Below are 13,192 nucleotides of genomic sequence, written 5' to 3' on the forward strand. Positions count from 1 at the left end.
AGTCGAAATCTACAACTTCATATGGCGTGAACCCTGTCTGGGCTTATGCGACTTTGGCTTTGACCGAGCGACCTGACGCGAACTTATCCAAGGCACCGGTTTTGGCGATGGCAATGAAGAGATACCAACTCATCACCCCGCCAATCAGCACGCCACCAATCATTTCACATATCATGTGAGTGATGCCGTATGCGCTGAAGAAGGACACTCCTTGATATTGGAAGAACAGCAGATAGAATCCGTATTCGATGGCAGTCAGCAGACCTGAGAGCATGCTGATGCTGAGCGTCCAACGCTTGTAGAGAAAAATCGCAAAGGCCAGTTCAGAGAACAATGCCTGAACTATGGCTGACACGAAGACGAAACTTACTGAGAACTGATTGCCAAGCAGCATCTCGACTGCGCTGCCCACAAGATTCACAAAGACTGCAGCGCCGGGTTTACGAATGATGAGCAAGGCCAATGGGCCAGAGAAATACCATATTGCATGAAACAGGCTTCCCGTTCCGGGCAGAATCGTTCGCATCAGAGGGAACAGCCATGCGGAGACGTAGTTGAATCCCCAAAAAACCAAGCCGGATGCAACGCCAACCGTTGCCGTGACTGCAATGTCTACCGGTCTCCAAGCATAATGATTGTGCGTGTATTGTGTGATATTTGTCATGAGGATTGTCTCCAATTATGTTGTGCGCACAGCTGATGTGGGTACAGAAAGCTATCCACAGCGTTCCTTGACCTGCGCATTCGGGCGGGAACACCGAGAAACACTTTACCGCGTGATTGCAACCCCGTGTGTATCAGCTAGGCAAAGGAAAAGCGCGATACTCGAGTTTTGCGACAATTGCGAAGTATAAAGCTCGATTTTCCTGTGAATTCGATCGGGATAATGCGGATTTTTGGGTTGTATGCTGATGCATTGCAACAAAACTCGTAAACTCCCCATCTGGGAGTGCTTGTAGGATTGACGAGGGCATGAGAAGAAGCTTCGAAATCGTTCGGATACATGGAATTCGAAAACACAGGATTCGAATACACAGATGTTCGAGCACATACATAGCTGGTCGAATTGCGAATTTCGGCTTCGATGGGTTAACGTTACGCGCAGCATTGGCACACCACGCTGGCAAGTAACACCGGCAAGAAAGTGGAAAGATAACACATGGCAGAGTTCGTCTACCAAATGATTAAGGCACGAAAAGCTTTTGGAGAGCGCGTCATCCTTGACGATGTCACACTCAGCTTCATTCCTGGGGCCAAGATAGGCGTTGTGGGGCCGAATGGCATGGGAAAATCCACCCTGCTCAAGATCATGGCAGGCTTGGATACGGTTTCCAATGGGGAGGCTCAGCTCACTCCTGGATACACCGTCGGCATCTTGCAGCAGGAACCTCCGCTCGATGAGGATAAGACCGTTGGCGAAAACATCGAGATGGCCTTCGGAGGAATCAAGGCGAAAATTCGTCGATTCAACGAGATTGGCGAGGAAATGGCCAAGCCGGACGCAGATTTTGACGCGTTGATGGCTGAGATGGGCAAACTCCAGGAAGAGATCGATGCCGCAGATGCCTGGGATCTCGACAGTCAGCTCGACCAGGCCATGGATGCCTTGCAATGCCCGGATTCAGACACTCCGGTAAGCGTCCTCTCTGGAGGTGAACGCAGACGAGTGGCTCTGTGCAAGCTGCTGCTGGAAGCGCCGGATCTGCTCCTGCTCGATGAACCTACCAACCATCTGGATGCTGAATCGATCCTATGGCTCGAAAACTTCCTGCATACCTACAAAGGTGCAGTGCTTGCCGTCACGCACGATAGGTACTTCCTCAACAATGTTGCCGAATGGATATGTGAGGTTGACCGCGGTCATCTCTATCCATACAAGGGTAACTATTCGACCTATCTGGAGACCAAGGCCAAGCGTCTTGAGGTCCAGGGAGCCAAGGATGCCAAGCTTTCGCGCCGTCTCAATTCCGAATTGGACTGGGTTCGCAGCTCCCCGAAGGCGCGTCAGGCGAAGAACAAGGCACGTCTGGAACGTTATGAACAGATGGAAACCGAGGCGCGCAACAACAAGAAGCTCGACTTCTCCGAGATTCAGATTCCACCGGGTCCGCGTCTGGGCTCGAAGGTGCTTGAGGCCGAGCATATTCACAAGGCCTTTGGTGACCGTGTGTTGATTGACGATCTGAGCTTCACGTTGCCTCGAAACGGGATTGTCGGCGTCATCGGGCCGAACGGTGTTGGAAAATCCACGCTGTTCAAGACGATTGTCGGCCTTGAACCCCTGACGAGTGGATCGTTGGATATCGGAGACACTGTCAAGATCTCGTACGTCGATCAGAATCGCGAAGGCATTGACCCTGACAAGAATCTCTGGCAGGTGGTGTCTGGCGGACTTGATTTTATGGAAGTCGGCGGGGTTGAAGTGCCCACCAGAGCATATGTGGCAAGCTTCGGGTTCAAAGGATCCGATCAGCAGAAGCCTGCAGGTGTGCTTTCGGGTGGAGAACGCAACCGGTTGAATCTGGCATTGACCTTGAAGCAGGGTGGCAATCTGCTGCTGCTTGACGAGCCGACCAACGATCTGGATGTCGAGACCCTTGAAAGTCTTGAAAACGCCTTGCTCGCGTTCCCCGGATGCGCCGTGGTCATCTCGCACGACCGTTGGTTCCTTGACCGCATCGCCACCCATATTCTCGCGTGGGAGGGCAACGACGAGGATCCAGGCAACTGGTACTGGTTCGAGGGGAACTTCCAGGCCTATCAGGACAACAAGGTTGCCCGTCTTGGCGAAGAGGCATCGAAGCCTCACCGCTTGCATCGTAAGCTGACGCGCTGAGAACCGATTCGATCAGAGCCTGACCCGCTTCCTTGATGGAGGCGTGTCAGGCTTGACATGTGAGCTTTCGTCACGCGCTGTTCATGTTCTGAACCTGTTCGTTACATAAAACATGCTGTTATTTACTTGCCATGGTTAGACTGCAACAGATATGAACGGAAAAAATCCGGCATCGTGTCATAGCGTTGCAGGTAGAGTATGCCATGAATGTAAAAGGGGGAGAGGATGCCTTCAACTAAGTCCGCCACGCCACTTGATGATTTGGTAAGGGTGCTGAGTCTGGGAGAGCCTTCGGAATATCGCAGCCATACATATATCAATGGTGAAAGTATGTATTTCCCTACGGGGCGCGTCTATGGCGGTCAGGTTATCGCACAGGCAGTTGTTGCGGCATCAAAAACGGTGCCGAAGGGTCGCCTGCCTCATTCCATCCATGGATACTTCGTTTCAGCCGGAGATATTCGTCAGGACATCCTCTTCGATGTTGAAAATCTGCGTGATGGAAAGTCCTTCTCTTCCAGACGCGTCAACGCCACACAGGCCCAGGGTTCGATTCTGACGTCAATCTCGAGCTTCCAGGAACCGAATCAGCAGGGCGTTGAATTTGCTGATTCGATGCCCAGCGACGTTCCTGATCCAGAATCGCTTACCAGCGCCAAGGATTTGATGACACCGTATGCGGAGCAGTCACCGTTCGCCAATTTCTATGCGACGAAGTCGCCCTTTGATATCCGTCACGTCAACGCTGCGCTGCTTATGGGGGCTGACAAACAGGCCTTCGACGAAGATTCCGGCAAGCAGATGGTGTGGATGAAGGTGGATGGGAAGGCCGACATTTCTCAGGTCATGCATCGAGCTGTGCTGGCACTTGGCTGCGATCAGATCATGATGGAGCCCGTTCTGCGACGTGCAGGTCTGAGTCTGGTCACTCCCGGCATTTCGTATGCGTCAATAGACCATTCCATGTGGTGGTACCGCGATGTTGACATCAACGCTTGGCATCTCTATGTGCAAGACACGCCTACGGCAGCGCACGGTCGTGGTCTGAGCTTTGCCAAGGTGTATTCGCAGGATGGCGCTCTCGTCGCAGCCATCGCGCAGGAAGCGATGATCCGCGTTCCAGCCACGCCAAAACCATGAATTCGGCGATTTTGGCAATGATCAAGATCATTTTTCTCGGTCTAGCTTGCTCATTGTGAACTTCCCAAAGTATAAACGATGAAATTTGGTACGGATGAAGGAATATAACAGGGAAGATTGAGCATATATACTTCGAGAAGTTCACAATGAGCTGCGAAATTATCGCAATGTCGTCAATATGCTGTGGGTGAGTATGCTCGGTTGGGGTTATGGCGTATAATCTCAACAGTTCCGGTTCACGTCTGTCATTGGGGCATGGCGACCCGGTGCCTTGAACTCTAGGAGTAGTTATGAAGCAGGGAATTCATCCCGAATATCATGCGGTGGAAGTCACATGTTCATGCGGCAACCATTTCGTCACCCGTTCGACTGAGAAAAGCGATCATATGACCGTTGACGTGTGCGCGAAGTGCCACCCGTTCTATACCGGCAAGCAGAAGATTCTCGACACTGGTGGTCGTGTCGCACGTTTCGAAGCTCGTTACGGCAAGCGAAACAAGTAGCGTTACTGACACCAATCCTTGGCTGGGATCATGTGTGATGCCCAGATAAGGGTTGGCTTTTTTATTGTGATGTGTATGTAATTGGTAAGTTTTCTCTATCAAGCTATCAGTGATAACGGTGGTACGAGAAGTAACACGATGTAAAGAGATGTAACGGAGAGGGATTCAATGGCATCCGATGAGCAATTCCCAGCAGCTCTTACGGCACTCGAGGAATATCGCGACATCGAGCGGCAGATGAGTCAGCCGGAGGTGGCATCGAATCCAGATACGATGCGCAAGCTGGGGCGTCGCCACTCTGAGCTGGGCATGATCGTCCATGCCTATCAGCGGTATGTGGCCGTTCGAGATGATTACGAGGCTGCCTGTGAAATGGCCGATGACGATGCGGAGTTTCAGGCAGAGGCCAAACGCCTTGAGGCACAACTGCCAGCGGTCGAAGAGAAGCTGCGCAACGCCCTGATTCCGCGAGATCCTGACGATTCGCGCGATGTGATCATGGAAATCAAGGCGGGTACAGGCGGCGATGAAGCCGCGCTGTTCGCTGGCGACCTGCTTCGCATGTATACGCGCTATGCAGAGAAACGTGGTTGGAAAACCGAGCTGATGAGTGAGAACTCAACCGAACTTGGGGGAGTCAAGGACGTTCAGATTGCCTTGCGCGCCAAGTCGGTGCAGTCACCTGTGGACGGTGTCTGGGCAAGCATGAAATACGAGGGAGGCGTTCACCGCGTGCAGCGCATTCCCGTGACCGAATCGCAGGGACGCATTCAGACTTCCGCTGCTGGTGTCATCGTGTTCCCTGAAGCCGACGAGGATGACGATGAGATTGAAGTCGATCCGAAGGATTTGAAGATCGACATCTTCATGAGTTCCGGCCCTGGCGGGCAGTCGGTGAACACGACGTATTCGGCAGTGCGCATGACGCATATTCCCACAGGCATTGTGGTCAGCATGCAGGATGAAAAATCTCAAATACAGAACAGACAGGCAGCATTGCGCGTCCTGAAGTCCCGTCTGCTCGCGATGAAGCATGAGCAGGAAGCCGAGGAAGCCGCTGACATGCGCCATTCCCAGGTTCGTTCCATGGATCGTTCCGAGCGCATTCGCACCTATAATTTTCCTGAAAACCGCATAGTCGATCATCGCACCAACTACAAGGCCTACAATCTGGATCAGGTACTGGACGGAGATCTGCAGGCAGTCATCGATTCCGACGTGCAGGCCGACGAGGCGGATCGACTCGCAGCGCAACAGCAGTAAGCCGCCTTATCGTGAATCAGGCTGAACATGGCATGACATTGACGATGACCGTCGGCAGTATTGTTCGTGCGGCAACTGACAGTTTGCAATCCCATGGTATCGACTCGCCGCAGCATGATTCCATGGTGCTGCTTGCGGCCGCAAGCTCCAGAGCATCGACGGTCACTGTGAATGATATCCGTATGGCCATGGTGCTTGGCCGAAGCTTCGAGCAAGCCTTTGCCCACTGGCATGGCATCAGCGATGCGTCTGTATCCCACGATGCCACCGCTGCCTTGAACCGTTTTGACGAACTTCTGCAGCAAAGAGCCAGACGTGAACCCCTGCAATACATCGTCGGCCATACACGATTCAGATTCCTGGACCTGCTTGTTGCCACAGGCGTCTTCATTCCACGGCAAGAGACCGAGCTTGTGGTGCAGGCTGCGCTTGACTGGCTGCGTCGGGAGCAGGTGGCGAGACCGCTCGTTGTCGACCTGTGCACGGGTTCGGGCGCAATCGCCTTGAGTGTGGCCACCGAAATGCCTCATGCCCGCGTGTACGCGGTTGAACAGTCGCAACAGGCGCTGGTCTGGACTCGCAGGAACATTGAGGCACACCAGGCGCAGATTGATGAGCTTGGCAGTTCCATCGACCTGATCGAAGCCGATGCCACCGACGCTCAGACCTTGCAATCCCTTGATGGACAATGCGATGTCGTGCTCTGCAATCCTCCATACATCCCTCAGAAAGAAGTGCCGACTCAACCGGAAGTTCGCGACTGGGAACCTGAACAGGCATTGTACGGAGATTCGCGGGACGGTCTGCAATTTCCGCAACGCATCATCACCAGGGCTTTCCGGCTCCTTCGCGCTGGGGGAGTGTTGGTCATGGAACACGATATTTCACAGGGGCCTGCCCTGCGTAGCTATGCTGTGGCGCAAGGCTACAGCAACGCGCAAACCCATCAGGATCTTACGCATCGTGACCGTTTTCTGGTCGCCGCACGGTCATCGATCCCCGCTGCAAGCTCAGTTCCCAAGTGATGGATTGTCAATATGGGAGCATTGCAGCCAGCAGACGAAATGAATGAGTCGGACGCAACGCATGGGACCAGACCACGAGTCCAGGCTGGTGACTGAGACATATGAATGAGACATATGACGGAGATATGTGAATGACGAATTCGTAAGAATCGGCATTGTACACTGAACATAGACTGTTCACAGGCGGTGTATGAAGATGTTGCCGGCATGCAAGATGGCCAGCAGTCGTTCACACGCAGATCTTTCTACGACAGATAAAGCGAGATGATACGGGTACATGAGTGAGATTCGTTTAATCGACGAGGATTCCCTCGCGCTGGCAGCGCGATACATCCATGAGGGCAAACTGATTGTCATGCCAACGGATACGGTGTACGGCATTGCATGCGATCCTTTCAACGAGATTGCCATTGAAGCCCTCTTCGAAGCCAAGCACCGCCCTCTTTCCAAATCCTTGCAGGTTCTGCTTGCAGACACGAGCGAGATTGAAGCGCTTGATCTGAGACTTCCATATCCTCTCGATGTGCTTTCGGCCTCGTTGCTGCCCGGAGCATTTTCCCCAATTTGCATTGCCAGCGCAGACACGCAGTTGCAGACCATCAAAATCGAAGCCACCGCCCGAACGCAGGGAATTCGCGTTCCCGATGCGGAGAGCACTCGCCGCATTCTTGCCGCAACGGGACCTGTGGCCGCTTCGAGCGCCAACATTTCAGGGCAAAGCAGTGCCCAAAGCGTTCAGGATGCGTTGGCTCAGCTTGGTGAAAGCGTCGCCCTCTATCTCGATGACGGACCCACCCCCGGGCCGGTCGCCAGTACGGTCGTCACTACTTCGAAGACGGATGCTGACGGCATCGCAATCTTGCGGCAGGGAGTGATACCCGAATCACAGCTGCGTGACGTCATCCACGCCAATCAGAGCATGCATCAGCACAGCAATGGACACCGACCGGACGAGTCGAACACGTCGGAAACCAGCGCATGAGAGTCTACCTGTTCATCGCCGCCATCGCAGGAGGTGTCACCTGGCTGGTGACGCCCCTTGTTCGTCATCTCGCCATACGCATCGGAGCAGTCGGCCAAGTTCGCGCTCGCGATGTTCATACCGTTCCAACGCCTCGTATGGGTGGCGTAGGCATGCTGATAGGCTTTGCGGTCGCTACGGCATATGCCAGTACCTTTCCCTTTATCAACGGCCTGTTCGCGTCAAGCAACCAGGCATGGTTCATCCTGTGCGGAGCCTTCCTGATATGCATGCTGGGCGTGACAGACGACCTATGGGATCTGGATTGGATGCTCAAGCTGGCCGGGCAACTGCTTATTTCGGTGTTCGTATCGTGGGGTGGCATCCAGATCATCTCGCTGCCGCTCGGCTCGCTGGTGACTGCTTCCCCCAGCCTTTCCATGGCGATAACCGCCTTCTTGCTTGTGGCATCGATCAATGCCGTCAACTTCGTGGATGGTTTGGATGGCCTTGCCGCAGGCATCGTTGCCATAGGGGGCATCGCCTTCGCCATCTATTCGTACATTCTCGCCAGAACGTCACCGAGCTACGCTTCCATGGCCACGCTTATCGACGTGATGCTGGTTGGCGTGTGCGTCGGCTTTCTGCTTCATAACTGGCATCCGGCCAAACTGTTCATGGGCGACTCCGGATCCATGCTGCTCGGCTATCTGATTACCTGCGCATCCATCGTCATGACCGGCCGTCTCGACCCTGTTTCCGTCCATGCGAGCATCTATCTTCCCGTGTTCATGCCGATTCTTCTGCCGCTGCTGGTGCTGTTCCTCCCCGTGCTCGACATGATTCTGGCCATCGTTCGAAGGCTCAGCCACGGCCAGTCACCGACGCATCCAGACCGCATGCATCTGCATCACCGGATGATCCGCATTGGTCATTCCGTGCGTTCGGCTGTGCTTATCCTGTGGGGATGGGCGGCGCTGATCTCATTCGGCTCGATCATGATTCTCTTCTTCAAGGCGCAATATGTTGCGATAGGCTTTGCGATTTCAACGGTTATCCTCACGATTGCCACACTGTATCCGTATTATCGCCGTCGAATTCCAGAGATTCGCGAGGAGAACGCCGCACTTGCTGCAGCCCGACATCGAGAACAATCAGCCGACGACGAAAACAGGCGGCATAAGGACTGAAATCATAGGATTTTCGATATCAGCGAAGCGAATGTGTCGCCAAGGTCAGTATCCGAATATACAGTACTGATATGGCTACATTGACTGAGCAGAATTCAGAATCCCGCTATACCCCAGTTCCACCAATGTTCGAGAAGCTCGGACTTGCATATGATGATGTGCTCCTCCTTCCCAACGAGTCGGATGTGATCCCATCCGAGGTTGACACGACAACTCATCTCACCAGAGGAATTACGATGAAATCCCCGGTGCTGTCAGCTGCTATGGATACCGTCACCGAGGCCCAGATGGCTATCTCGATGGCTCGCAATGGTGGCATCGGCGTGCTCCACCGCAATCTCAGCATTGAGGATCAGGCTAATCAGGTAGATATCGTGAAGCGCAGCGAATCTGGCATGATTTCCGATCCCTTGACCGTCACCCCTGACGCGACACTGACCGATTTGGATAAGCTGTGTGCCGCTTACCACGTTTCGGGTTTGCCCGTCGTCGATAATGAGGACCATCTGGTGGGCATTATCACGAATCGTGACATGCGTTTCGTGAATCCTTCCGACTATGACTCATTGAAAGTTCGTGACGTGATGACCAGCGAGAACCTGATCACAGGTTCTTCAGACATCACTCGCGAGGACGCACACCGCCTGCTTGCCCAGCACAAGGTCGAGAAGCTTCCTTTGCTCGACAACGATGGCAAGCTGACCGGTCTCATAACCGTCAAAGACTTTGTGAAGACTGAGCAGTATCCGCATGCGACCAAGGACGAGCAGGGAAGACTGCGCGTTGCAGCAGCCGTCGGCTTCTTCGGCGATGCATGGCAGCGATCGACCGCTTTGATTGAAGCTGGCGTCGATGTTCTGGTAGTCGATACCGCACACGGCCACGCAAAGCTTATGCTTGACATGATCAAGCGCATCAAGAGTGACCATGCTTTTGACGGCGTGCAGATCATCGGTGGCAACATTGCAACGCGCGAGGGTGCTCAGGCTTTGATCGATGCCGGTGTTGACGCAGTGAAGGTCGGCGTCGGTCCAGGATCTATCTGCACGACAAGAATCGTGGCAGGCGTTGGCGTACCGCAGCTCACCGCTGTATATGATTCGAGCCTTGCCTGCAAGCCGGCTGGCGTTCCGCTGGTCGCAGACGGTGGCATCCATTATTCAGGTGATATCGCCAAGGCAATCGTCGCTGGCGCCGACACCGTGATGTTGGGCGGGCTGCTGGCCGGAACCGAAGAGGCTCCGGGTGAGAAGGTGCTGCTGCATGGCAAGCAGTACAAGATCTATCGTGGCATGGGTTCCCTCGGTGCCATGGCTCCACGCGGCAAGAAGAGCTACTCGAAGGATCGCTACTTCCAGGCCGACGTGACAAGCAACGACAAGGTCGTTCCAGAAGGCGTCGAAGGCGAAGTTCCATATCGTGGCCCATTGAACTACGTGCTGTACGAACTCGTAGGAGGACTGCATCAGACGATGTTCTACACCGGTGCGCATACGATTGCCGAACTTCAGCAGAAGGGCAAGTTCATTCGCATCACCGACGCTGGTCTGCGCGAATCGCATCCACACGACATCGTCATGACCAAGGAAGCGCCAAACTATACAGGTTTCCATAACTGACAGTCGCTTGCATCCACTTCGATCATCCCGAATGAGTTGTACTGCTCATTTGGGATTTTTCATGCGTATCCATGCTGCACATGACAGGCCGTATGACAAGCACTGATGCAACTCTGAAAGTGCATCGGTGAAGTTCCGGCAATGTTCCGGCGATGCTCTGGTGATGCTCTGGTGATGCCATGAACAGCTAGCGTTAGTCCCCATTGCGGGATACCCTAAAGAGTTCGGCATTCGTAGCCGATAGGATCGAAAGGTGGATGTTATGGGGAGCAATGGCGATATGACCTTCAGCTCAGAAGAATCGCGAATGATATGGATAGATTGCGAGATGACCGGTCTTGACATCTTCCATGACGAGCTCTGCGAGGTGTCGGTCGTTCCTACCGATTTTGATATGAACGTTCTTGACGAAGGCATCGATCTGGTTATCAAGCCTTCTGACGCTGCACTCGCGCAGATGAACGACTTCGTACGCCATATGCACACATCATCAGGCCTGATTGAAGAAATGAAGCAGGGTCTGGCTCTTGCCGATGCCCAGCAGCAGGTCATCGACTATGTCAAGCCATTCCTGCCCAAGCATGGCAAGGCTCACCTCGCAGGGAACTCGGTTGGTTCCGATAAGAAATTCCTTGACCGCTTCATGCCGGATCTGATGGATTTGCTGCACTACCGTGTTATTGATGTGAGCACCTTGAAGGAACTTTCGCGTCGCTGGTATCCGAATGTGTATCTCCACAAGCCTGCAAAGCATGGCGGTCACCGTGCCTTGGCAGACATCATCGAGTCGATGGACGAGCTGCGATACTATCGCAAGATGTTCTTCACGCCAACCCCCGGAGCGAGCGAGGCTGAAGCGCAGGCCGGTGCCGAGGAGATTGAACGCACCAGTCTCCTGCGTACATTCGAGGATCAAGGCGCTCCTGTCGAGGATGTTTCCACTCCAGAAAAGCTCGATTACTGATTTTTTGGGCTTTGTACAAGAACAATCATGTTCATTGTGAACTCACCGAAGTATAAACTCGATTTTTTCGTGAAATGACATCGATATTTGACCGTTTTCACGCCGTGATACTTCGAAGAGTTCACAATGAACGGAATGAATCGTCAAAGGCTTCAATATTGTGTCAATTGCGTGTGAAATGGTGAGCATATGTATCAAAAAGAGGCTATAGCTATCTTGGATGCCGGTGCGAATGCGTTCATCACCGGCGCGCCAGGTGCAGGCAAGACCTTTGTTCTCAATGAGTTCATCAGCAAAAAACGCGCAGAGGGTGCATCGGTGGCGGTGACGGCTTCAACAGGCATAGCCTCCACACATATCAACGGTCAGACCATCCACTCGTGGAGTGGCGTAGGGGTGTCGAAGATGCTGACGGCTGAGCTATTGAAGCGAATCCGCAGTAGGCGCAAGCGCAAGATCGAGGCGACGGATGTGCTGGTCATCGATGAGGTTTCGATGATGCATGCCTGGCTGTTCGACATGGTGGATCAGGTGTGCAGGGTGCTTCGAAACAATCCCGAACCGTTCGGTGGTCTGCAGGTTGTTCTCTCCGGCGACTTCTTCCAGCTTCCACCGGTGACTCGTTCGAATCGTGACATTGGCATGTCGATGGCCGACGAGCTGCTGCTCACATCTCGTCAGGAGTACGCCCGCCTTGGCAAGGATCCTGACGGCTTTGTCACCGATTCTCTGGTTTGGCCCGCATTGAACCCCGTTATCTGCTATTTGACCGAGCAGCATAGGCAGGATGATGGCCAACTCCTTACAGTACTGACCGATATCCGCGACGGTTCGGTAAGTCAGGAAGACCATGACGTACTTGCCAACAGACTGGGCAAGCTGCCGGCAACCTCGGAAGTAGCCGTGAATCTGTTTCCAGTGAATCGTCAGGCTGATGCCCTGAACGACATGCGTCTTGCCCAGATCATGCTTGAAGCTCACGAGTTTCATGCTGAATCAGCCGGTTCGGCTCAGCTGGTTGAACGATTGAAGAAGAACATGCTGGCACCCGAACATCTGGTATTGAAAGCCGGAGCGAACGTCATGGCATTGCGCAACGATCCAGACCGGCAATATGTGAACGGCTCGATTGGCACGGTTCAGGGCTTTGCGCAGGAGAACAAGGGTGGATGGCCCATCGTTCAGTTCGAGAATGGCAATGTCGTCACGATGAAACCGGCATCATGGGAGATGATGGATGGGGAGACCGTACTCGCATCGGTAAGTCAGGTGCCCTTGCGATGCGCGTGGGCGATTACGATTCATAAGTCTCAGGGCATGACGCTTGATAGGGCGGTCATGGATCTGCGACGCACCTTTGCTCCTGGCATGGGGTATGTCGCCTTGTCTCGAGTCGAGGCCTTGGATGGCCTGTATCTGCGAGGGATCAACGAGAATGCGTTCCTTGTCTCACCTGAAGCGGTTGTCCTCGATTCGTCACTTCGTCAGGATTCACACGCAGCTTCGGCCAGACTGGCCGAGGAAGGCCCACAATCATTCGTGGCAAGGCCAGCCATCGACGAGTTCGACGACGGCTTGGCAGAGGGGTCCACTGCGGGGTCCACTGCGGGATCTACTGCCGGATCAGCTGCGGGATCCGGAAAATCTGCGGACGGTTTCTCACAGAGCGCCCTCTTCTGATTCGTGTTCCA

General features: G+C 53.9%; 11 protein-coding genes. 10 read left to right on the forward strand and 1 reads right to left on the reverse strand.

Annotated elements, in window-relative coordinates:
* Window positions 1-43: 43 nt before the first annotated feature.
* Window positions 44-664: an ECF transporter S component gene (locus QN215_RS03490; RefSeq protein ID WP_369344725.1), complete on the reverse strand. Its 621-nt coding sequence runs from the start codon at window positions 662-664 to the stop codon at window positions 44-46.
* Window positions 665-1,159: 495 nt separating this feature from the next.
* Here QN215_RS03490 and ettA point away from each other — a divergent pair, with 495 nt between their 5' ends.
* From ettA to QN215_RS03540, 10 genes are all read left to right on the forward strand, one after another.
* On the forward strand, window positions 1,160-2,836 hold the full coding sequence (ettA, locus tag QN215_RS03495) for an energy-dependent translational throttle protein EttA (protein WP_369344726.1): 1,677 nt from the start codon (window positions 1,160-1,162) through the stop codon (window positions 2,834-2,836).
* 225 nt (window positions 2,837-3,061) lie between these two features.
* A complete protein-coding gene (locus tag QN215_RS03500) occupies window positions 3,062-3,976 on the forward strand; it encodes an acyl-CoA thioesterase (protein WP_369344727.1) in 915 nt (304 codons plus the stop codon).
* Window positions 3,977-4,266: 290 nt separating this feature from the next.
* Entirely contained in the window at window positions 4,267-4,479 is a 213-nt protein-coding gene (gene rpmE / locus QN215_RS03505) for a 50S ribosomal protein L31 (protein ID WP_369344728.1), read from the forward strand.
* Window positions 4,480-4,647: 168 nt separating this feature from the next.
* A complete protein-coding gene (gene prfA / locus QN215_RS03510) occupies window positions 4,648-5,742 on the forward strand; it encodes a peptide chain release factor 1 (protein WP_369344729.1) in 1,095 nt (364 codons plus the stop codon).
* A 44-nt stretch (window positions 5,743-5,786) separates the two neighbouring features.
* Entirely contained in the window at window positions 5,787-6,767 is a 981-nt protein-coding gene (prmC, locus tag QN215_RS03515; RefSeq protein WP_369345048.1) for a peptide chain release factor N(5)-glutamine methyltransferase, read from the forward strand.
* A gap of 277 nt (window positions 6,768-7,044) precedes the next feature.
* A complete protein-coding gene (locus QN215_RS03520; protein ID WP_369344730.1) occupies window positions 7,045-7,749 on the forward strand; it encodes an L-threonylcarbamoyladenylate synthase in 705 nt (234 codons plus the stop codon).
* A complete protein-coding gene (locus tag QN215_RS03525; protein WP_369344731.1) occupies window positions 7,746-8,918 on the forward strand; it encodes an MraY family glycosyltransferase in 1,173 nt (390 codons plus the stop codon). The genes QN215_RS03520 and QN215_RS03525 overlap by 4 nt, the downstream gene beginning before the upstream one ends.
* 71 nt (window positions 8,919-8,989) lie before the next feature.
* Window positions 8,990-10,537 carry an IMP dehydrogenase gene (guaB, locus tag QN215_RS03530; protein ID WP_369344732.1) on the forward strand — a complete coding sequence of 516 codons (1,548 nt, stop codon included), beginning with the start codon at window positions 8,990-8,992 and terminating at the stop codon, window positions 10,535-10,537.
* 262 nt (window positions 10,538-10,799) lie between these two features.
* Entirely contained in the window at window positions 10,800-11,501 is a 702-nt protein-coding gene (orn, locus tag QN215_RS03535) for an oligoribonuclease (protein ID WP_369344733.1), read from the forward strand.
* Between the two features lie 189 nt (window positions 11,502-11,690).
* Window positions 11,691-13,181, forward strand: a complete 1,491-nt coding sequence (locus QN215_RS03540; protein WP_369344734.1) for a DEAD/DEAH box helicase — start codon at window positions 11,691-11,693, stop codon at window positions 13,179-13,181.
* The last annotated feature ends 11 nt before the right edge of the window (window positions 13,182-13,192 follow it).

This window comes from Bifidobacterium sp. WK041_4_12, from assembly GCF_041080795.1.
In the GTDB taxonomy this organism is placed as follows: Bacteria; Actinomycetota; Actinomycetes; order Actinomycetales; family Bifidobacteriaceae; genus Bombiscardovia; species Bombiscardovia aquikefiricola.

Coding starts and splice junctions, on each gene's coding strand:
- QN215_RS03540 (WP_369344734.1), top strand. CDS start 11,691: ATGTATCAAAAAGAGGCTATAGCTATCTTGGATGCCGGTGCGAATGCG.
- guaB (WP_369344732.1), top strand. CDS start 8,990: ATGGCTACATTGACTGAGCAGAATTCAGAATCCCGCTATACCCCAGTT.
- QN215_RS03520 (WP_369344730.1), top strand. CDS start 7,045: ATGAGTGAGATTCGTTTAATCGACGAGGATTCCCTCGCGCTGGCAGCG.
- prfA (WP_369344729.1), top strand. CDS start 4,648: ATGGCATCCGATGAGCAATTCCCAGCAGCTCTTACGGCACTCGAGGAA.
- QN215_RS03500 (WP_369344727.1), top strand. CDS start 3,062: ATGCCTTCAACTAAGTCCGCCACGCCACTTGATGATTTGGTAAGGGTG.
- prmC (WP_369345048.1), top strand. CDS start 5,787: ATGACCGTCGGCAGTATTGTTCGTGCGGCAACTGACAGTTTGCAATCC.
- orn (WP_369344733.1), top strand. CDS start 10,800: ATGGGGAGCAATGGCGATATGACCTTCAGCTCAGAAGAATCGCGAATG.
- rpmE (WP_369344728.1), top strand. CDS start 4,267: ATGAAGCAGGGAATTCATCCCGAATATCATGCGGTGGAAGTCACATGT.
- QN215_RS03525 (WP_369344731.1), top strand. CDS start 7,746: ATGAGAGTCTACCTGTTCATCGCCGCCATCGCAGGAGGTGTCACCTGG.
- QN215_RS03490 (WP_369344725.1), bottom strand. CDS start 664: ATGACAAATATCACACAATACACGCACAATCATTATGCTTGGAGACCG.
- ettA (WP_369344726.1), top strand. CDS start 1,160: ATGGCAGAGTTCGTCTACCAAATGATTAAGGCACGAAAAGCTTTTGGA.